The following is a 20,379-nucleotide window of genomic DNA, read 5'->3' on the forward strand; positions in this document are numbered from 1 at the left end:
AGGGGGCCTCACGGCTTGCAGTCCTTCGCTGTCAGGGGTCGCGCGACCCCGGCGGGCTTGCCGCAGACCACGGTCCGATCGGCCTCCGGTTTGGGACGGACCACCTTGACGATGTTGAGGCCGTGCACGTTGTCGGAGACCGAGGACCTCGTCCGGCTGAACGAGATCGTCCCCGTCGGCATGTTGTTGAGGTCCACCGTGTGCAGCGTCGCCCAGGTCTCCGCCGCGCTCCGGCGCTTGTCGCCGCGTGCCGCCGCGTCGTACAGGGCGGCCGTCGCGCTGTAGGCGATGACGGTCTGCCCGCTGGCGAACAGGCCGTCCTCGTACGCGGCCCGCCCCGACGCCAGCGCGGTGACCTCCCCCTCGGGGTGCAGCGCCCGCAGGGTGCGGTACGCGTCCGCGTAGAAGCCGAGGTTCGTTCCCCGGTCCAGCGGGGCGAGCGAGCTGTGGTAGAGCGTGACATTGGCCGCGATCGACGTGCTGTCGTCGAACGTCCCCTTCGTCAGGTCGTCCCCGGTGAACACCGTCATCTGACGGTCCGAGCACCCGGTGGTCACCGACAGACCCCCCATCAGCGTCGGTACGTCCTCGACCCGCCCGGCGAAATACAGCGCGTCCGGTACCCGCTCGGCCTGGCAGATGGTCGTCAGCGGAGCGTTCAGGCTCGCCGCGCCCGCCAGGTCGTACGTCACGTCCTTGCCCGGCTCGAAGCCCGCGTCCGCCAGCATCTTCCGGCCCGCGTCCCGCTGCTCGGCGGTGTACCGGTCCAGATCCCCGTTGACATCCTCGCGCGACAGCACGATCGCGTGCGGGTTGTCGAGGCGCTTCGCGATCTGCCGGGCGACCAGCCCCAGCACATGCGTCTGCTCCTCGTCCGTCGCCGCGAGGCCGAAGTAGTTGGGGAACTCCCGGGGCAGGTCGCTGCTGGAGTTCGTCGTGTTCACCACCGGCAGCCCGGCCTCGCGCAGCAGCTTCACCGCCTTCTCGCTCTCCTGGGTGTTGCGGCCGAGGCCGACCACTCCGACCACCGTCGGATCCCGCCGGGCCACCTCGACGATCTTCCGCACGGCGGTGAGCTGCCGCAGCATGTCCTCGCCGCCGTTCGCGGTCAGCACCCGCAGCTTCACCGACCGGCGCACGGTCTTGTTCAGCTCCCGCTGCTGGAGATAGACGCCGGTCAGCTCCTCCAGGCCCTTGCGGGTCGCCTCCGGGTCTTTGCCCGTGGCGGTGAGCGGACCCGCGTACACGACCGTCACGTACGTGTCGCCCGGCTCGATGTCGTCGTTCTCGTTCCGGATCGCCTGCTCGATCCGCTCGAAGGTGATGCCCTCCCCGGCCCCGGCCAGATCCAGGTCGTTGCCCCGCGCGAAGCGCACCTCGGGGGCGGTCGCCACCCCCACGCACTCCCGGTCGTCCCCCTCGCCGTCCCAGATCGCGTCCGTGTTGCGGTCGGTCAGCGGCCCGTGGCAGTACGTGTCGCGCCAGTGCCCGGCCCACAGGAACGCCCCCAGCAGACTGCCCACGACGAGCACGGCGATGCTCGCCCGCGACATCACCCACCACGCCCAGGTCCGCCGCACCCGGTGGGTGACGAGCTGCGCGTGCGCGTGCTCGTGGGTCAGCTTCTCGGTGGACAGCGGCAGCAGGAGAACCCACGCCAGGGTCGCCGCCGCCACCGGCGACTGGCCCAGACTCAGATCGTCGACCCAGCGCTCGTAGCGGGCCCGCGCCCCGGAGGAACCGGTCGCCGCACCGGGACCCGGCCGCTCCGGGGGCAGCGGCGGGGTGTGCCGCATGATCTCGGGGGCCTGGAGCGAGGCGAGCAGCAGCAGCGGATCCACCTCGCTGCGCCGCGACCGTACGCTGTTGATCGCGTTGATCAGCAGGATGCCGCCGTTGTCCTGCGTGGCCCGGGGCAGGAACACCACCGGCGGGACCGTGCGCTTGCTGCGCCGCCAGTCCAGGGAGTGCGGGCGGTAGTTGTGCCGCAGGTCCTCCAGCAGCGCCTGCACCCGCAGTTCCAGATGGAACTGGCGCGCGTGCTCGTCTCCCGCCCCCGCGTCCGCCACCCGCTCCGCGACCGCCGCCGCCCGCGCCCGGATCACCCGCCACGAACCGCTCGGCGACAGCCACGACCAGCCGTCCGACGGATAGCCGGTGCTGGACGCGGCCAGGGACGAGGTGGTGGCGAACCACCGGCTGGCCCGGCGCAGCCACAGCAGCGGCGGCGCGGCCCGGCTCGCCAGCCCCACCACGGCGAGCCCGATCAGCGCGACCGCCGCCACCAGGGCCGTCAGCAGCCAGTCGATCTCCCCGAGCAACACGCTGAGCAGGGCGATGAAGAGCGCGCCGACGAACGTCTCGGGCCGCACCGACTGCCGCAGCGAGGTCCACCGGGTGCCCCCGCGCGGCCGGCCGGACCGCCAGCGCAGCCTGCTCAGCTGCTCCAGAATCCCTTCCTCGCGCACCTCGGAGGTGTTCCCGTCGGACTGCTCGACCACCGTCGCGGTGGCCTGCTCGATCGCCCCGAGCAGCCGGGAGCGGGGGAAGGCGAAGGTCTTGTACTGGGTGTTCTCGCGGGTCTCCCACGGCTTCTCGGAGAGCGTGCGCACCATGTCGAGCGCCGCCTCGTACGGTGTCGCCCCCTCGCCGTCCAGCAGCCGTACCGGCACCCGGCGCAACTCGTTGGCCCGGTGCACCTGATGCACGAGCTGCTCCACCCGCGCGTCGATCTCCGGCCCGGCCCCGGCGTCCGCCGCCTGGACCACCACGAGCGGCATCACCGGCCGGTTGACCCGGTAACGGTCGATCAGTTGCTGTATCAGGTGGAAGACGGCCGAGGCCGCCTCGTTGTCCGCACTGTCCCGCCAGACCTCGCGTGCCATCGGACCCAGTCCTTCCCCCGTGAGCCGTTCGGCTCGTGAACCGCCTGCTCGTTCTTCCCCTTCACTATCCGATGGTGCGTGTGGGGCGCAGGCATTCATAGGGATCGGTACGAGATCCTCTTCGACAGTCCCGCAACAGGCCGGTACCAGACCGGAGTCAGGCCCCGGACATCAGTCCGGAAGGGTGACGAAGTCGATCAATTCCTCTACTCTGCCCAGCAGTTGGGGTTCGAGGTCCTTGTAGCTGCGGACCTTGGACAGGATGTGCTGCCAGGCCGCCCCCGTGTTCTCCGGCCACCCCAGCGCGCGGCACACGCCCGTCTTCCAGTCCTGCCCCCTCGGCACCACCGGCCAGGCGTCGATCCCCACCGAGGACGGCTTCACCGCCTCCCACACGTCGATGTACGGGTGACCCACCACCAGCACATGCGCGCCGGTCACCCGCTCGGCGATCCGGGACTCCTTGGAGCCGGGCACCAGATGGTCCACCAGCACCCCCAGCCGGGCGTCGGGCCCCGGCGCGAACTCGCCGACGATCGCCGGAAGGTCGTCCACGCCCTCCAGGTACTCCACGACCACGCCCTCGATACGCAGGTCGTCGCCCCACACCCGCTCCACCAGCTCCGCGTCGTGCCGGCCCTCCACATAGATCCGCCCGGCCCGCGCCACCCTGGCCCGCGCCCCGGGCACCGCCACCGAACCGGAGGCCGTACGGGTGGGACGCACCGGGCCGCCGGGGCCCGGGCGCACCAGCGTGACGACCTTGCCCTCCAGCAGGAAGCCGCGCGGCTCCATCGGGAACACCCGGTGCTTGCCGAAGCGGTCCTCCAGGGTCACCGTCGGCCCCTGGGCCGTCTTCTCGCAGCGGATCACCGCCCCGCAGAAGCCGGAGGAGACCTCCTCCACGACCAGATCGGGCTCGGCGGGCACCTCGGGCACGGGGGCGGACCTCTTCCACGGCGGGGTCAGGTCCGGCTGGTAGCTGCGCATGGCACGACGATATTCGCCGTACCGGCGTCAGGGCTCATCCCACGTCGAGTCCAGCGTCGAGGGCCACGTCGGGCCCCCCGTCGCGTACCGCGCCGGGTGCCGCGTCGAGGTCCACCGCGAAGCGCTCCGCCAGCGACGCCCGCTGCGCCCGGACGAACGCCGCGTCCACCACCGCGCCGTGCCCCGGTACGTAACGAGCGCTCTCGCCGCCCAGCGCCAGCAGCCTCTCCAGCGCGGCCGGCCAGCGCGAGGTGATCGCGTCCCGGCCCGCCTGCGGCTCGCCCGACTCCTCGACCAGGTCGCCGCAGAACACCACCGGAGGCTCGCCCTCCGTGCCCGGCACCAGCGCCGCGAGGTCATGGCCGCTGTGCCCGGGGCCCACGTTCGCCAGCAGCACCTGACGGCCGCCGCCCAGGTCGAGCGTCCAGTCGCCGCACACCTCGTGGTGCGGGACCACCAGCGTGTCCGCCGACCGGGCCGCCTCGCCCTCCGGCACCCCGTGGCGCACCGCCGACGCGCACAGGCTCTCCGCCCCGCCGCGCAGCAGGGCCACGACGCCGACGGCCCCGTACACCTGGGCCCCGGCGAACGCGGCGGTGCCCAGCACATGGTCGAAGTGCGGATGGCTCAGTGCGATATGCGTCACCCTCCGCCCGAGCAGCGCCTCGGCCTGCCGTCGCAGCTCGACGCCCTCGCGCAGCGTGGAGCCGGTGTCGTACAGCAACGCGCCGTCCTCCCCGGCGACCAGCGCGGCGGTGGCGTCCCAGCCCGGGAGGCGCCGCCTGCCGATACCGTTGCCCAACCGCTCCCAGCCGAAGTCTTCCCAAGCGACGTCCATACCACGACGCTATCGGCAACGACCTGCGCGGTCTCGTGGAGGCGTGGCCGGCCGCCCTTGCCCCCGCCCCACCTCACCCCCGTACACTGACTGCGGGGATTGCTGGCACTCGAACGCACCGAGTGCCAGACAGACACCGGGAAACACAGCTGGAGGTGTGCGCGATGCTCAGCGAACGCAGACTCGAAGTGCTGCGCGCCATCGTCCAGGACTATGTCGGCACCGAGGAGCCCGTCGGCTCCAAGGCGCTGACCGAGCGGCACCGGCTGGGGGTTTCCCCGGCCACCGTCCGCAACGACATGGCGGTGCTGGAGGACGAGGGCTTCATCGCCCAGCCGCACACGAGCGCGGGACGCATCCCGACCGACAAGGGCTACCGCCTCTTCGTCGACAAGCTCGCCGGCGTCAAGCCGCTGTCCTCGCCCGAGCGCCGGGCCATCCAGAACTTTCTCGACGGCGCGGTCGACCTCGACGACGTGGTCGGCCGGACGGTGCGGCTGCTCGCGCAGCTGACCCGGCAGGTCGCCGTCGTGCAGTACCCCTCGCTGACCCGCTCGACGGTGCGGCACGTGGAACTGCTGGCGCTCGCCCCCGCCCGGCTGATGCTCGTCCTGATCACGGACACCGGCCGGGTGGAACAGCGTATGATCGACTGCCCTGCGCCGTTCGGCGAGGCATCGCTCGCGGATCTGCGGGCCCGGCTCAACAGCCGGGTCGTCGGACGCCGCTTCGCGGATGTCCCGCAGTTGGTGCAGGAGCTGCCGGAATCCTTCGACAGCGAGGACCGAGGGACGGTTTCCACGGTCCTTTCCACCCTCCTCGAAACACTGGTCGAGGAGACGGAGGAGCGGCTGATGATCGGCGGCACCTCCAACCTCACCCGCTTCGGACACGACTTCCCGGTGATGATCCGGCCGGTGCTGGAAGCACTGGAAGAACAGGTCGTCCTGCTGAAGCTGCTCGGTGAGGCCACGGACTCCGGCATGACCGTACGGATCGGGCACGAGAACGCCCACGAGGGGCTCAACTCCACGTCCGTCGTCGCGGTCGGCTACGGTTCGGGCGACGAGGCAGTCGCCAAACTCGGCGTGGTCGGACCGACCCGCATGGACTACCCCGGAACGATGGGAGCGGTACGCGCAGTGGCACGTTACGTCGGACAGATCCTGGCGGAGTCGTAAGTGGCCACGGACTACTACGCCGTACTCGGCGTGCGCCGCGACGCATCTCAGGACGAGATCAAGAAGGCATTCCGTCGGCTCGCCCGCGAGCTGCACCCGGATGTCAACCCGGACCCGAAGACCCAGGAGCGGTTCAAGGAGATCAACGCCGCTTACGAGGTGCTCTCGGACCCGCAGAAGAAGCAGGTCTACGACCTCGGCGGCGACCCCCTCTCCGCCAGTGGCGGCGGCGGTGGCGCGGGCGGATTCGGAGCCGGCGGCTTCGGCAACTTCTCCGACATCATGGACGCGTTCTTCGGCAACGCCGGGCAGCGCGGGCCTCGTTCGCGGACCCGGCGGGGCCAGGACGCCATGATCCGGCTGGAGATCGACCTCAACGAGGCGGCCTTCGGCACCACCAAGGACATCCAGGTCGACACGGCCGTCGTCTGCAACACCTGCAGCGGCGAGGGCGCGGCCCCCGGCACGTCCGCCCAGACCTGTGACATGTGCCGCGGCCGCGGCGAGGTCTCGCAGGTCACCCGGTCCTTCCTGGGCCAGGTCATGACCTCGCGGCCCTGCCCGCAGTGCCAGGGGTTCGGCACGGTCGTGCCCACCCCGTGCCCGGAGTGCGCCGGCGACGGCCGCATCCGATCGCGGCGCACCCTGACCGTGAAGATCCCCGCGGGCGTCGACAACGGCACCCGTATCCAGCTCGCCGGCGAGGGCGAGGTCGGCCCCGGCGGCGGCCCGCCCGGCGATCTGTACGTGGAGATCCACGAGCTGCCGCACGCCGTGTTCCAGCGGCGCGGCGACGACCTGCACTGCACGGTCACCGTCCCCATGACGGCCGCGGCCCTCGGCACCAAGTGTCCGCTGGAGACGCTGGACGGCCTGGAGGACATCGACATCCGGCCCGGCACCCAGTCCGGCCAGTCCGTGCCCCTGCACGGGCGCGGCATCACCCATCTGCGAGGTGGCGGCCGGGGCGACCTGATCGTGCACGTCGAGGTGATGACCCCCTCCAAGCTCGACGCCGAACAGGAACGGCTGCTGCGGGAGCTGTCCAAGCTGCGCGGCGAGGAGCGTCCCCTGGGCCAGTTTCAGCCAGGTCAGCAGGGGCTCTTCTCCCGGTTGAAGGATGCTTTCAACGGCCGCTGAACCCGCTTTCCGCCTTTCACCGCACCGCCCGCCGGTTCCGAACCGGCGGGCGGTGCGGCGTACGGCGGCAGAACCGGTCACGGCATCGGCTGGCTGATTCGGCCCCGTTGGGCGGGACGTGGCACGATGCGGTCATGTCCTCCGAGTTGACCGATCTCTGCCGGTATCCGATCGTGCAGGCCCCCATGGCGGGCGGCGCGTCCGGACCTCAGCTCGCCGGGGCCGTCGCCGAAGCGGGCGGGCTCGGATTCCTGGCCGCCGGCTACAAGACGGCGGACGGGATGTACAACGAGATCAAACAGCTGCGCCGGCTCACCGGCCGGCCGTTCGGCGTCAACCTCTTCATGCCGCAGCCCGCGCTCGGCGACCCCAGCGCCGTCGAGGTCTACCGCCACCAGCTCGCCGGCGAGGCCGCCTGGTACGAGACCCCGCTCGGCGACCCGGACAGCAGCGGCGACGACGGCTACGAGGCGAAGGTCGCGATCCTGCTGGAGGACCCGGTTCCGGTGGTCTCCTTCACCTTCGGCTGCCCCACCCGCGACACCCTGGACGCCTTCGCCAGGGCCGGGACGCACACCATCGTCACGGTCACCTCCGCCGAGGAGGCCCAGAGCGCCCAGTGGGCGGGCGCCGACACCGTCTGCGTCCAGGGCGTCGAGGCGGGCGGCCACCAGTCCACCCACCGCGACGACCCGCAGCTCGACCAGACCGGCACCGGACTGCTCTCCCTCATCACCCAGGTCCGCGAGACCGTGCAGATCCCGATCGTCGCGGCCGGCGGCCTGATGCGCGGCGCGCAGATCGCCGCCGTCCTCGCGGCGGGCGCGGACGCCGCCCAGCTCGGCACCGCCTTCCTGGTCTGCCCCGAGTCCGGGGCGGACCTGCTGCACAAGCAGGCCCTGACCAACCCGCTGTTCGTCCGCACCGAACTGACCCGCGCCTTCTCCGGGCGCCCCGCCCGCGGCCTGGTCAACCGCTTCGTCCGCGAACACGGCCCCTACGCCCCCGCCGCCTACCCCCAGGTGCACTACGTCACCAGCGGGCTGCGCCGCGCCGCCGCCAAGGCCGGGGACGCCCAGGGCATGGCCCTGTGGGCCGGACAGGGCCACCGGATGGCCCGGGAACTGCCCGCGGGCGAGCTGATCGAGCTGCTCGCCGCCGAACTGGAGGCCGCCCGGTCGGCCCTGAGCATGAGGAGCCCCCGGTGACCGCACCGGTCTTCGTCGTCGATCGGATGCCCGCCGGGCCGGAGTTCGTCCTGGAGGGGCCCGAGGGGCGGCACGCCGTCTCCGTGAAGCGGCTCGACCCCGGCGAGGACGTCGTCCTCACCGACGGGCTCGGCCACTGGGCGGAGGGAGTCGTGCGGGCCACCGAGGGCAAGGACCGGCTCACGGTCACCGGCCTGAGCAGCATCCACGAGGAGCCCGCGCCCACCCCGCGGATCACCGTCGTCCAGGCACTCCCCAAGGGCGACCGCGGCGAGCTGGCCGTCGAGACGATGACCGAGACCGGCGTCGACGCGATCGTGCCCTGGCAGGCGGCCCGTTGCATCACCCAGTGGAAGGGCGAGCGCGGAGCCAAGGCGCTGTCGAAGTGGCGCGTCACGGCGCGGGAGGCGGGCAAGCAGTCCCGCCGGGTCCGCTTCCCCGAGGTGGCCGAGGCCATGACGACCAAGCAGGTCGCCGGCCTGCTCGCCGCCGCCGATTTCGCCGCCGTCCTCCACGAGGACCGCGACCACGACAGCACTCCCCTCGCCACCGCCGAACTCCCCGCCGAGGGCACGATCGTGCTCGTCGTCGGACCGGAGGGCGGCGTCTCCCCGCAGGAGCTGGCCGCCTTCGCCGAGGCGGGCGCCCGCCCCTACCGGCTCGGCCGCAGCGTGCTGCGCACCTCCACCGCCGGGACGGCCGCGACCGCGCTGCTGCTGGGACGCACCGGCCGCTGGGGCTGAGCCGGCCCGACGCGGGCGTCGGGCCGGCTCAGCCCGGTCGGGAGGAAGAGCGCCCGCGAGTGAACCCGGGCGGTCTGTTGTCAGTGACGTTACGTAGAGTGAAGTCATGTCCACCGAGTCGCCTTTGATCATGAGCCTGCGCACCGCCGTCGACGCGGCGCCCGCGGACGTGCCTCTGCGACTGCACCTGGCGGAGCTGCTGCTCGACGAGGGGCAGGCCGAAGCCGCCGTGGCCCAGGCCGCGGTGGCGCTCCAGCACGCGCCGGGGGACGCGGCGGCACGGGGACTCATGATGCGGGCGATGGGCCTGCCGAGGCCGGCCCGCGCTCCCGGGGCCCCGGGCGAGGACGCCGCCGCGCCCGAAAGCCCCACCCCGGCAAGCGGGTTCGACTGGCGGTCCGCCGAGGACGAGATCAAGGACGTGGTCCCGCCCCGCTTCGTGTCCGCGCCGCCCCGGCCGCCCGCCCAGGCACCGTCCCGGCCGCCCGCCCAGGCACCGTCCCGGCCGCCCGCCCAGGCACCGTCCCGGCTGCCCGCCCAGGCACCGTCCCGGCCGTCCGCCCAGGCACCGCCGCCCGGCGCCGCCCCCGAGGCGCTGACCGTGGACGGCAGCGGCGATCCCGGGGACGCCGCGGCGTGGGAGACCGAGGCGCCCACGCTGCGCCTCGCCGACGTCGGCGGGATGCACGAGGTCAAGGAGCGCCTCGAAGCGGCCTTCCTGGCCCCCATGCGCAACCCCGAACTGCGCAGGCTCTTCGGCAAGAGCCTGCGCGGCGGACTCCTCCTCTACGGGCCGCCCGGCTGCGGCAAGACGTTCATCGCCCGCGCCGTCGCCGGCGAGCTGGGCGCCCGCTTCCTCTCCGTCTCGGTCAACGATGTCCTCGACATGTGGATCGGCAACTCCGAGCGCAACATGCACGAGGTCTTCGAGACCGCCCGCCGACTGGCCCCCTGTGTGGTGTTCCTCGACGAGCTGGACGCACTCGGCGCCAAGCGCAGCCGTACGGCCACCAGCGGCATGCGCAACACCGTCAATCAACTCCTCACCGAACTCGACGGCGTCGACGGAGCCAACGAGGGCGTCTTCGTGCTCGCCGCCACCAACATCCCCTGGGACGTGGACATCGCGCTGCGCCGCCCCGGCCGCCTGGACCGCACCCTGCTCGTGCTGCCGCCCGACGCCGCCGCGCGGGAGGCGATCCTCCGCTACCACCTGCGTGAGCGGCCCATCGAATCCGTCGACCTCGGCAAGCTCGTCAAGGTCACCGAGGACTTCTCCGGCGCCGATCTCGCCCACCTCTGCGAGTCCGCGTCCGAGACGGCCCTCCTCGACTCGGCCCGCACCGGCACCGTCCGGATGATCAACATGAAGGACCTGCTGGCCGCCGCCAAGGCGGTACGGCCCTCGACCGAACCCTGGTTCGCCACCGCCCGCAACGTCGCCATGTTCGCCAACGACGGTGGGTCCTACGACGATCTGCTCGCCTACCTCAAGAAGAAGCGACGCCTGTGACGACTCAGCACCCGCTCACCGAACAGGCCGAGGCCCTGCACGCCCTGGGCCGCGACGACGAAGCCAAGGACCTGCTGGCCCGCCGGCTCGCGGAGGACGGCGAGGACGGCGCGGCCTGGGTCCAGCTCGCACGCTGCCACCTCGCGTCGCGCGAGTTCGACGAGGTGATCCGCACGACCGCCGAGGCCCTGAGGATCGCCCCCGACGACTGGGACGCGCTGGTGGTGCGGACGTACGGGCTGCGGCGCACCGGCCGCAGGGACGAGGCGCTCGCCGCCGCGTTGGAAGCCGTCCGGCTGGCCCCCCAGTCCGCGATGGCCCATGTCGCCCTGTCCGAGGCGCTCATGGCCTGGCCGGAGCGGATGCTCGACTCGGTCGCGGCGGCCGAGCAGGCGGTCCGCCTCAACCCCGAGTACGGCGGGGCCTATTACGCGCTGTGGAAGTCGGCGACCTTCTCGGGGCGGCCCGATGCCGGCGAGATCCGGGAGTTCGCCGTGAGGCAGGCCCTCCGCCTGGACCCGGAGGACGCCTGGGCGGTGGAGGAGTACGCCGGGATGCGGGCCGCCGCCCCCGGAGCGCGTCTTCCGGCGAAGGCCTCGGCGTACGCGGACGCCCTCGCCGCCTCCCCCGACTCCACCAGCATGCGCGCCCGACTGGACCAGACCGTCTTCCGCATGCTCCGCGGGACCCGCTGGCTCGCGGTGCTGAGCCTCTGTATCGCGGGGGTCTGCGTCGACCTCTTCCCCACCGAGGGTGAGACCCCCAAGGAACTGCCGCTGCCGCTCGGCATGCGCCTCTACGCGCTGTTCCTGATGGCGGTGGCCTGGGGCCTCGGCGCGCTGCTGCGCTACCGCAGTCTTCGCCAAGGGGTCCGGCTCTCCCTCCAGTCCTTGCTGAGGAGGATGTTCTGGGCGCGCCTGGTGCTGGCCCAAGCGGTCTGGGGGACGCTGTTCGCCGTGGTGATCGCCCTGGTCCCGTGGAGCGGACGCGGCCTACCGCAGGTGCTGTTCTGGACCGGGCTCGTACCGGTCCTGCTGACCATCTGGTTCGACCGCCCGCGCAGGCGCTGACCCGCGCCGGCCGTCCGGACCGCCCACCTCGCCCGCAGCGGCCCCGATAGCATGCCCGTGTACCGATCTTCGGAGAACCGAAGCGACCACCAGCGACGAGGAGGCCCGGCCATGGCGGGAGAGCCGCAGTCCGACTGCCTGTTCTGCAAGATCGTCTCGGGAGAGATCCCGGCGACCATCGTCCGCGAGAGCGAGACCACCGTCGCCTTCCGCGACATCAACCCGCAGGCCCCGACCCACGTCCTGGTCATCCCGAAGGTCCACTACCCGGACGCCGCCTCCCTCGCCGCCGCCGAACCGCTCATCGCGGCGGACGTCCTGCGCGAGGCCGGAGAGGTCGCCGCCGAGGAGAAGGTCGACGGCAGCGGATACCGGATCATCCTCAACACGGGCTCCGGCGCCGGCCAGACCGTCTTCCACGCCCACGCACACGTCCTGGGCGGCCGCGGCCTCCAGTGGCCCCCCGGATAACGGAGCGCCCCGACCATGTCCGTACGCGAGCTGGTGGTGCTCGGCACCGCCAGCCAGGTCCCCACCCGGCACCGCAACCACAACGGCTATCTGCTGCGCTGGGACGGCGAGGGCATCCTCCTCGACCCCGGCGAGGGCACCCAGCGCCAGATGCTGCGGGCCGGGGTCGCCGCGCACGACATCCACCGGATCTGCGTCACCCACTTCCACGGCGACCACTCCCTCGGGCTCGCCGGGGTCATCCAGCGGATCAACCTCGACCGGGTGCCGCACCCGGTGACCGCGCACTACCCGGCGAGCGGGCAGCACTTCTTCGACCGGCTGCGGTACGCCACCGCCTACCGCGAGACCGTCCAGCTGAACCAGGCCCCGGTCGCCGGAGCCGGCGGAGTCCTCGCCACCACTCCGGCGTACACCCTGGACAGCAGGAAGCTCTCGCACCCGGTCGAGTCGTACGGCTACCGCCTCACCGAGCCCGACACCCGGCGCATGCTGCCCGCCCTGCTGAAGGAGCACGGCATCGCCGGACCGGACGTGGGCCGTCTCCAGCGCGACGGCGTCCTCGGCGGCGTCACGCTGGAGCAGGTCTCCGAGGAGCGGCGCGGCCAGCGGTTCGCGTTCGTCATGGACACCCGGCTCTGCGACGGGGTGTACGCGCTCGCCGAGGGCTGCGACCTGCTCGTCATCGAGTCGACCTTCCTCGACGAGGACGAGAAGCTGGCCGTCGACCACGGGCACCTGACCGCCGGGCAGGCCGCCCGGGTGGCGAAGGAGTCGGGCGTCCGCCACCTCGTGCTCACCCACTTCTCCCAGCGCTACGGCGACCCGGAGCTCTTCGAGACCCAGGCACGCGCCGCCGGCTTCGACGGGGAACTCACCGTCGCCCAGGACCTGATCCGGGTCCCGGTCCCCACCCGGCACCACTGAACCGACCCCGTCCTCCCCGTTTTTCCCCATCAGCACCACCGTTTGCGAGACACCGTGCCCCTCCCCAAGGCAGAACTCCACCTCCACATCGAAGGCACCCTCGAACCCGAGCTGGCCTTCGCCCTCGCGGAGCGCAACGGCATGGCCCTGCCCTACGCCACCACCGACGAACTGCGCGCCGCCTACCGGTTCGAGGACCTCCAGTCCTTCCTCGACCTGTACTACGCGCTGATGGCAGTCCTGCGCACCGAGGACGACTTCGCCGAACTCGTCGACGCCTACCTCGCCCGCGCCGCCGCCCAGGGCGTCCGGCACGCCGAGATCTTCTTCGACCCGCAGGCGCACACCGCCCGGGGCGTCCCGATCGGCACCGTCATCGAGGGGATCGGCCGGGCGCTGGAGCGCAGCGAGGAGAAGCACGGCGTCTCCACCCAGCTGATCATGTGCTTCCTGCGCGACCTCTCCGCCGAATCGGCCCTCGGCACCCTGGACGCCGCGAAGCCGTATCTGCACCGGATCAGCGCGATCGGCCTGGACTCCGCCGAGGTCGGCCACCCGCCCGCCAAGTTCCGCGAGGTGTACGAGGCGGCCACCGCCCTCGGCCTGCGCAAGGTGGCCCACGCGGGCGAGGAGGGCCCGCCGGAGTACATCAGGGAGGCCCTGGACGTCCTCGGCGTCGAACGCATCGACCACGGGCTGCGCTGCATGGAGGACCCGGAGCTGGTGGAGCGGCTGGTCGCCGACCGGGTGCCGCTCACGCTCTGCCCGCTGTCGAACGTGAGGCTGCGCACGGTCGACAAGCTCGCGGACCACCCGCTGCCGGCGATGCTGGCCGCCGGACTCCACTGCACGGTGAACTCCGACGACCCCGCCTACTTCGGCGGATACGCCGGAGACAACTTCGACGCCGTCCGCGACGCGCTCGCCCTGGAGCCGGAGCACCTGCGCACCCTCGCCCGCAACTCCTTCGAGGCGGCCTTCCTCGACCACGACGAGGAGCGCCGGGCGCGCTACCTGTCCGAGGTCGAGGCGTACGCGTTCGACTGACCGGAATCGCCGTCCGGACCGGCCGTCCGGATCGCGCTGCGCACCAGCCGCCTGCGCCGCAGGGCCGGGACCCGCAGCTCCGTGACGGCCTGCTCCGGTGAGCCGAGCTTCGGCACCGCACCGGGCAGGCTCCCGGTGGTGGCGGCGAGCAGGGCGGCCGGGGCGCCACCGCGACGGCGCACCGAACCGGGCACCAGCGGACGGCCGCCGGCGTGCAGCGCCACGGCGGTCACCGGGGCGGCGACCAGCAGGGTGGCCGCCCCCAGGATCAGCCCCATCGTGGGATAGCCGGCCTCCGCGGAGAGCACGCTGCCCAGCAGCGGACCGCAGGCCACCCCCACGGAGGAGGCCGAGCCCGCCAGCACCGCCCAGCGGCCGCGCACGTCCAGGGAGGCGGCAAGACCGATGAGGTAGGAGAGGACCACCGGGTAGAAGGTGTTCCACATGATCTCCCCGGTCGCGAACGATCCGAGGTCCCGGGCCGATGAGCTGAGCACGATGCTCGCCGCGATCACCACGGTCCCCAGCCCGATCGGCACCGCCCGGCCGAGCCGGGCGCCGAGCAGCCCCGCGCCCGTCACACCGAGCAGCCCCGCTCCGAGCGCGGCGGCGAACACCGCGCCGACGGTGACCTCGGACAGCCCCACCTGCACCGCGCCGATGCGGCTGCTCACGCCCCACAGCGCGTTCTGCGCCATGGACCAGACGAGCATGCCGCCCGCCAGGACGAGCCCGGAGCGGCGGTGCGGAAGCCGGCCGGTGATCGGCGGGACGGTCTCCTCGGCCGTCGTCACACCGCCGAGCCGGGCGGTCGCGGGCCAGACGAGCAGGGCGACCAGGGCGATCGCCGCGAACGGAAGCCGGTGGCCGCCGCCCAGGTGGGGGATCGTCAGATAGAGGACGCCCGCGGTGGCGGACACGGTGAGCAGCCCGAGCGAGGACGTCCGGTGCGGGTCGCGCCGGGCGGCGATCCCGGCCGCGGCGACCGCCGTCGCCGTGCCGGAGCCGAAGCCGCCGACCACCACGCCGAGCACCACCAGCGGCACGGACCCGGCGAGCGCGGCGGACCCGTAACCGATGGCGGCCAGCAGAAGCCCGACGCGGGCGGGGGTGCGTGCCCCGTACCGCTCGACCCGGCCGGCCAGGGAGAAGCCGGCGCCGGCCGAGCTGAGGAGCAGGGCGCTGCCGACCAGGCCCGCCTGGGCGGGACTCAGCCCCAGCTGGGCGCTGAGCCGGCCGACGAGCGTGGGGAGCAGATAGGAGGCGAGGTAACCGGCGGTGAACACGGCCACCAGGGGCCACGCGGCACCAGGGCGCGAGGACATGGGCGTTCCTGAAGACATGCCTGAGCAGGCAGGGGGAGGGGGGAGGGGGAGTGGAGCGGGGGTGGAGCGGGGCACAGCGAAGCGAACGGAGGCATGCGAAGGCATGCGGGTACGACAAGGGTCTGCGGCGGATTGCTGGGATATGCGGCTCTCGTCGGAGAAGACCCCAGAAGGTGCTCGCGGGGCAATTTGTATCAAGCGCTTCCGGCCCGCCGAAAGCCGCCTCGCTGTGATCTGGGCCACTTATGCGTTTATGCAGGAAAACACAGGGTATTAGCGCATGTTTATGCAGGTCAGGCGTGCTGCGAACACATGGCCGCAGTCGCTGCGTTCCCCCGGGCGTATCGGGCAGACTGGCCGCACCTCACACGGTCCGGATCCCGCCGAGATCCGCCGCACGACCCCGGGAGCGCACGGTGAGCACAGACACTCCGGGCATCGACCCGCTACAGGCGCTGCGCGCCCCCCGGGATCCCGCCTGCGACGTCTTCCTGACGGGCCCGGTCTTCCTGGACATCATCTTCACCGGCCTGGACAGCGCCCCCGTGCGCGGGACCGAGTCCTGGGCGCGGGGCATGGGTTCCAGCCCCGGCGGCGTCGCCAACATGGCCACCGCCCTCGCCCGCCTCGGCCTGCACACCTCCCTCGCCGCCGCCTTCGGTGACGACCACTACGGGGAGTACTGCTGGGACGCCCTCGAACAGGGCGAGGGAATCGACCTGTCGATGTCGCACACCGTCCCCGGCTGGCACTCCCCGGTCACCGTCTCCATGGCGTACGAGGGCGAGCGCACGATGGTCTCGCACGGCCACGAGGCACCCGCGCCCCCCGGCACCGCAACGCCACACCCACCCTCCGCGCCCCCCGGCACCGCAGCACCACCCATCGGGACCCCGGTCTCCAGCGGAGCCGCGGTCCCTGCTGCGGCCCCCGCCGCAGCCCCCGCCTTCCCGCACTGCCCGCCGCGCGCCCGCGCCGCCATCGCCTCGCTCGCCCCGGGCCGGAGCGAGCCCTGGGTGGCCACCGCCGCCAGGAACGGAGCGCTGATCTTCGCCGACGTCGGCTGGGACGAGACCGGCCGCTGGGACCTGGACGCCCTGCCCGACCTGGCGCACTGCGAGGCGTTCCTGCCCAACGCCGAGGAGGCGATGCGCTACACCCGCACCGACTGCCCGCGCGCCGCCGCCCACGCGCTCGCCGAGCGGGTCCCGCTCGCCGTGGTCACCCTGGGCGCCGAGGGCGCGTACGCGGTGGACGGCCGCACCGGAGCCGCCGCGGCCGTGCCCGCCATCGAGGTGGAGGCGCTCGACCCCACGGGCGCCGGGGACGTCTTCGTCGCCGGCTTCGTGACCGGCACCCTCGCCGACTGGCCGCTCGCCGACCGCCTCGCCTTCGCCGGGCTCACCGCCGCCCTCTCGGTCCAGGAGTTCGGCGGCTCGCTCTCCGCTCCCGGCTGGGCCGAGGTCGCCGCCTGGTGGCAGCTGATCCGCACCTGCGCGAGCCAGGACCCCGCCGCCCTGGAGCGCTACGCCTTCCTGGACGACCTCCTGCCCGCCTCGGCCCGCGCCTGGCCGCTGCGGCGCGCGGTGCCCACGATCGGCTTCCGGCAGTGAGCGGCCGCCGGCCCGAGTCGCACACACGGGCGGTAAAAGGACTCCGCGTTGTCACCGCCAGGTCGTAGGCTTGGATGTCCAGAGGTTGTCGAGCAGCGAGAACCCTGCAACGGGAGGTATGCGCAGGCCCGAGGGCCGGCCCATGACTCAGACACCCACACAGCCGCAGGCGCGTGCCCAGATCAGGATCCCGGCCGCACACCCCATGGTGATGCTCCTGGGATCGGGTGACTCGCTGTTGCGCGTGATCGAAGAGGCTTTCCCGGCGGCCGACATCCATGTCCGGGGCAACGAGATCAGTGCCACGGGCGAGGCTGCCGACGTCGCCCTCATCCAACGCCTGTTCGACGAGATGATGCTCGTGCTCCGCACCGGAGCGCCGATGACGGAGGACGCAGTGGAACGGTCGATCGCCATGCTCAGGGCGGCCGGCAACGGGCAGGGAGACCCCCAGGGCGAGACGCCCGCCGAGGTGCTCACGCAGAACATCCTCTCCAACCGCGGCCGCACCATCCGCCCCAAGACGCTCAACCAGAAGCGGTACGTGGACGCGATCGACCAGCACACGATCGTGTTCGGCATCGGTCCCGCCGGTACGGGCAAGACCTACCTCGCCATGGCCAAGGCCGTGCAGGCCCTCCAGTCGAAGCAGGTCAGCCGGATCATCCTGACCCGGCCCGCGGTCGAGGCGGGGGAGCGGCTCGGCTTCCTGCCGGGCACCCTGTTCGACAAGATCGACCCGTATCTGCGCCCGCTCTACGACGCCCTGCACGACATGCTCGACCCCGACTCGATCCCGCGGCTGATGGCGGCGGGCACGATCGAGGTCGCGCCACTGGCGTACATGCGTGGCCGTACGCTCAACGACGCGTTCATCATCCTCGACGAGGCGCAGAACACCAGCGCCGAGCAGATGAAGATGTTCCTCACCCGCCTCGGCTTCGACTCCAAGATCGTCATCACCGGTGACGTCACCCAGGTCGACCTGCCGAGCGGCACCAAGAGCGGGCTGCGGCAGGTCCAGGACATCCTGGAGGGCCTGGACGACGTGCACTTCTCCCGGCTCACCTCCCAGGATGTCGTCCGGCACAAGCTCGTCGGCCGTATCGTCGACGCGTACGAGAAGTACGACAGCCGAAACGGTCAGCAGGACGGTCAGGCGGAAGGCCGCGAAGACGGCCGACGCGACCGCCGAAAAGGGAAGTAGTCGCAGCGCACCATGTCGATCGACGTCAACAACGAGTCCGGAACCGAGGTCGACGAGCAGGCGATCCTCGACATCGCCCGCTACGCACTGGCCCGGATGCGGATCCACCCGCTGTCCGAGCTCTCGGTGATCGTGGTGGACACCGACGCCATGGAGCAACTGCACATCCAGTGGATGGACCTCCCCGGTCCGACCGATGTCATGTCCTTCCCGATGGACGAGCTCCGTCCGCCGGCCAAGGACGACGAGGAGCCCCCGCAGGGACTCCTCGGTGACATCGTGCTCTGCCCGGAGGTCGCGAAGAGGCAGGGCGAAGAGGCCCCGACGCAGCACTCCATGGACGAGGAGCTCCAACTCCTGACCGTCCACGGAGTGCTGCACCTGCTGGGGTACGACCACGAGGAGCCGGACGAGAAGGCCGAGATGTTCGGTCTCCAGGCCGCCATCGTGGACGGCTGGCGCGGAGAGCACGGGCTCACCGGCGCGTCCCCCGCCCCCACCGTCTCGTGAGCACGCCCTTGATCATCGGGGCCGTGCTGCTGGTCGTCGTCGGCTGGCTGGCCGCCTGCGCGGAGGCCGGCATCGCCCGCACCTCCAGCTTCCGGGCGGACGAGGCGGTCCGGTCAGGCCGGCGCGGCAGCGCGAAGCTGGCGCAGATCGCGGCCGACCCGACCCGCTATCTCAACGTCGCCCTGCTGGTGCGGGTCGCCTGCGAGATGTCGGCCGGGGTCCTCGTCACCTACGCCTGTCTCCAGGAACTGCCCGAGACCTGGGAGGCGCTGGCCGTCGCGATGGGCGTGATGGTGCTCGTCAGCTACGTCGCCATCGGCGTCTCCCCGCGCACCATCGGCCGCCAGCACCCGCTGAACACGGCCACGGCCTCCGCGTACGTCCTGGTGCCGCTGGCCAGGATCATGGGGCCGATCCCGCAGCTGCTGATCCTCGTCGGCAACGCGCTGACCCCGGGCAAGGGGTTCCGCAAGGGCCCGTTCGCCAGCGAGGCCGAGCTGCGCGCCATGGTCGACCTCGCCGAGGCGGAATCGCTCATCGAGGACGACGAGCGCCGCATGGTGCACTCGGTCTTCGAGCTGGGCGACACCCTGGTCCGCGAGGTCATGGTGCCGCGCACCGATCTGGTCTCCATCGAGCGCTACAAGACGATCCGGCAGGCCCTCACCCTCGCCCTGCGCTCCGGCTTCTCCCGGATCCCGGTCACCGGCGAGAACGAGGACGACGTCGTCGGGATCGTCTATCTGAAGGACCTGGTCCGCAAGACGCACATCAACCGCGAGTCCGAGGCCGACCCCGTCTCCACCGCGATGCGCCCCGCCGCCTTCGTCCCCGACACCAAGAACGCCGGGGACCTGCTGCGCGAGATGCAGCAGGACCGCAGCCATGTCGCGGTCGTCATCGACGAGTACGGCGGCACCGCGGGCATCGTCACCATCGAGGACATCCTGGAGGAGATCGTCGGCGAGATCACCGACGAGTACGACCGGGAGCTGCCGCCCGTCCAGGAGCTGGAACACGGCTGCTACCGGGTCACCGCCCGGCTCGACATCGGGGACCTCGGCGACCTCTTCGACCTCGACGAATACGACGACGAGGACGTGGAGACCGTCGGCGGCCTGCTCGCCAAGGCGCTCGGCCGGGTCCCGATCGCCGGTGCGTCCGCGCCCGTCGAGCTGCCCGACGGCCGTAGGCTCCGGCTCACCGCGGAATCCCCCGCGGGCCGCCGGAACAAGATCGTCACGGTGCTCGTCGAGCCGGAGCACAAGGAGACCGAGGAGACCGGGGAGAAGGAAGCGGAATGACGCCGGAGCGGCTGCGGGCCTTCTGCCTGGAGTTCAACGCGAGCGTGGAGGAGTTCCCGTTCGGACCGGAGACCTCCGTCTTCAAGGTGCTGGGCAAGATGTTCGCCCTCACCGCGCTGGACGGTCGGCCGCTGACCGTCAACCTCAAGTGCGATCCCGACGAGGCGATCCGGCTGCGCGGGACGCACCCCGCGATCGTGCCCGGCTGGCACATGAACAAGCGCCACTGGAACACGGTCACCGTCTCCGGCGTCCCGGACCGGCTGCTGCGCGAGCTGGTCGAGGACTCCTACGACCTGGTGGTCGCCGGACTCCCGAAGGCGGAGCGGCTGCGGCTGGACCGCCCGTAGAGGAGTGCGTACGAGAACGGGCCCGCCTCCTCCCGGGCGGGCCCGTCCTCGTGCTCG

At 72.1% G+C, this 20,379-nt stretch carries 18 protein-coding genes; 14 read left to right on the forward strand and 4 right to left on the reverse strand.

All coding sequences use genetic code 11. The features are described from left to right. Window positions 1–8: 8 nt before the first annotated feature. The 3 genes from ACIRJT_RS22335 to ACIRJT_RS22345 all read right to left on the reverse strand — a co-directional run bounded on the left by ACIRJT_RS22335 (window position 9) and on the right by ACIRJT_RS22345 (window position 4,713). On the reverse strand, window positions 9–2,885 hold the full coding sequence (locus ACIRJT_RS22335) for an ABC transporter substrate-binding protein (protein ID WP_403911676.1): 2,877 nt from the start codon (window positions 2,883–2,885) through the stop codon (window positions 9–11). A 171-nt stretch (window positions 2,886–3,056) separates the two neighbouring features. Further along, on the reverse strand, window positions 3,057–3,875 hold the full coding sequence (locus ACIRJT_RS22340; RefSeq protein ID WP_403911678.1) for a DUF3097 domain-containing protein: 819 nt from the start codon (window positions 3,873–3,875) through the stop codon (window positions 3,057–3,059). Window positions 3,876–3,909: 34 nt separating this feature from the next. Beyond that, window positions 3,910–4,713 (reverse strand): MBL fold metallo-hydrolase, encoded by an 804-nt coding sequence (locus ACIRJT_RS22345; protein ID WP_403911680.1) that lies wholly within the window; start codon window positions 4,711–4,713, stop codon window positions 3,910–3,912. 164 nt (window positions 4,714–4,877) lie between these two features. On the opposite strand from ACIRJT_RS22345, the gene hrcA reads away from it, so the two are divergent. The 9 genes from hrcA (at window position 4,878) to ACIRJT_RS22390 (ending at window position 14,013) form a co-directional block, all read left to right on the forward strand. Next, entirely contained in the window at window positions 4,878–5,894 is a 1,017-nt protein-coding gene (gene hrcA / locus ACIRJT_RS22350) for a heat-inducible transcriptional repressor HrcA (RefSeq protein ID WP_018961217.1), read from the forward strand. Then, the gene (gene dnaJ, locus ACIRJT_RS22355; protein WP_403911682.1) at window positions 5,895–7,034 is read left to right on the forward strand and encodes a molecular chaperone DnaJ; all 1,140 of its coding nucleotides are present in this window, start codon (window positions 5,895–5,897) and stop codon (window positions 7,032–7,034) included. Between the two features lie 134 nt (window positions 7,035–7,168). Next, on the forward strand, window positions 7,169–8,242 hold the full coding sequence (locus tag ACIRJT_RS22360) for a nitronate monooxygenase (RefSeq protein ID WP_403911684.1): 1,074 nt from the start codon (window positions 7,169–7,171) through the stop codon (window positions 8,240–8,242). Continuing rightward, the gene (locus tag ACIRJT_RS22365; protein WP_403911686.1) at window positions 8,239–8,985 is read left to right on the forward strand and encodes a 16S rRNA (uracil(1498)-N(3))-methyltransferase; all 747 of its coding nucleotides are present in this window, start codon (window positions 8,239–8,241) and stop codon (window positions 8,983–8,985) included. Before ACIRJT_RS22360 ends, ACIRJT_RS22365 begins: the two co-directional genes overlap by 4 nt. A 106-nt stretch (window positions 8,986–9,091) precedes the next feature. Continuing rightward, window positions 9,092–10,498 (forward strand): ATP-binding protein, encoded by a 1,407-nt coding sequence (locus tag ACIRJT_RS22370; protein ID WP_403911688.1) that lies wholly within the window; start codon window positions 9,092–9,094, stop codon window positions 10,496–10,498. After that, on the forward strand, window positions 10,495–11,568 hold the full coding sequence (locus ACIRJT_RS22375; RefSeq protein ID WP_403911690.1) for a tetratricopeptide repeat protein: 1,074 nt from the start codon (window positions 10,495–10,497) through the stop codon (window positions 11,566–11,568). Before ACIRJT_RS22370 ends, ACIRJT_RS22375 begins: the two co-directional genes overlap by 4 nt. A 111-nt stretch (window positions 11,569–11,679) precedes the next feature. Beyond that, on the forward strand, window positions 11,680–12,039 hold the full coding sequence (locus ACIRJT_RS22380; RefSeq protein WP_403911692.1) for a histidine triad nucleotide-binding protein: 360 nt from the start codon (window positions 11,680–11,682) through the stop codon (window positions 12,037–12,039). A 15-nt stretch (window positions 12,040–12,054) separates the two neighbouring features. Continuing rightward, complete coding sequence (locus ACIRJT_RS22385) at window positions 12,055–12,966, forward strand: ribonuclease Z (protein ID WP_403911694.1); 912 nt, start codon at window positions 12,055–12,057, stop codon at window positions 12,964–12,966. 54 nt (window positions 12,967–13,020) lie between these two features. Beyond that, entirely contained in the window at window positions 13,021–14,013 is a 993-nt protein-coding gene (locus tag ACIRJT_RS22390; protein WP_403911696.1) for an adenosine deaminase, read from the forward strand. On the opposite strand, the gene ACIRJT_RS22395 is transcribed toward ACIRJT_RS22390, so the two are convergent. Next, a complete protein-coding gene (locus ACIRJT_RS22395) occupies window positions 13,977–15,338 on the reverse strand; it encodes an MFS transporter (RefSeq protein ID WP_403911697.1) in 1,362 nt (453 codons plus the stop codon). The two genes, ACIRJT_RS22390 and ACIRJT_RS22395, sit on opposite strands and share 37 nt — an antisense overlap. 416 nt (window positions 15,339–15,754) lie before the next feature. On the opposite strand from ACIRJT_RS22395, the gene ACIRJT_RS22400 reads away from it, so the two are divergent. The 5 genes from ACIRJT_RS22400 to ACIRJT_RS22420 all read left to right on the forward strand — a co-directional run bounded on the left by ACIRJT_RS22400 (window position 15,755) and on the right by ACIRJT_RS22420 (window position 20,322). Next, the gene (locus tag ACIRJT_RS22400) at window positions 15,755–16,951 is read left to right on the forward strand and encodes a carbohydrate kinase family protein (RefSeq protein ID WP_403911699.1); all 1,197 of its coding nucleotides are present in this window, start codon (window positions 15,755–15,757) and stop codon (window positions 16,949–16,951) included. A 142-nt stretch (window positions 16,952–17,093) separates the two neighbouring features. Then, window positions 17,094–18,158, forward strand: a complete 1,065-nt coding sequence (locus ACIRJT_RS22405) for a PhoH family protein (RefSeq protein WP_371623356.1) — start codon at window positions 17,094–17,096, stop codon at window positions 18,156–18,158. A 12-nt stretch (window positions 18,159–18,170) separates the two neighbouring features. Further along, window positions 18,171–18,668, forward strand: coding sequence for an rRNA maturation RNase YbeY (ybeY, locus tag ACIRJT_RS22410; RefSeq protein WP_352241441.1), 498 nt, complete (start codon window positions 18,171–18,173; stop codon window positions 18,666–18,668). Then, complete coding sequence (locus tag ACIRJT_RS22415; RefSeq protein ID WP_403911702.1) at window positions 18,665–19,972, forward strand: hemolysin family protein; 1,308 nt, start codon at window positions 18,665–18,667, stop codon at window positions 19,970–19,972. Before ybeY ends, ACIRJT_RS22415 begins: the two co-directional genes overlap by 4 nt. Next, on the forward strand, window positions 19,969–20,322 hold the full coding sequence (locus tag ACIRJT_RS22420) for an MmcQ/YjbR family DNA-binding protein (protein ID WP_103533602.1): 354 nt from the start codon (window positions 19,969–19,971) through the stop codon (window positions 20,320–20,322). The genes ACIRJT_RS22415 and ACIRJT_RS22420 overlap by 4 nt, the downstream gene beginning before the upstream one ends. Window positions 20,323–20,379 lie beyond the last annotated feature (57 nt).

This window comes from Streptomyces sp. NPDC102283 (assembly GCF_044766265.1).
In the GTDB taxonomy this organism is placed as follows: domain Bacteria; phylum Actinomycetota; class Actinomycetes; order Streptomycetales; family Streptomycetaceae; genus Streptomyces.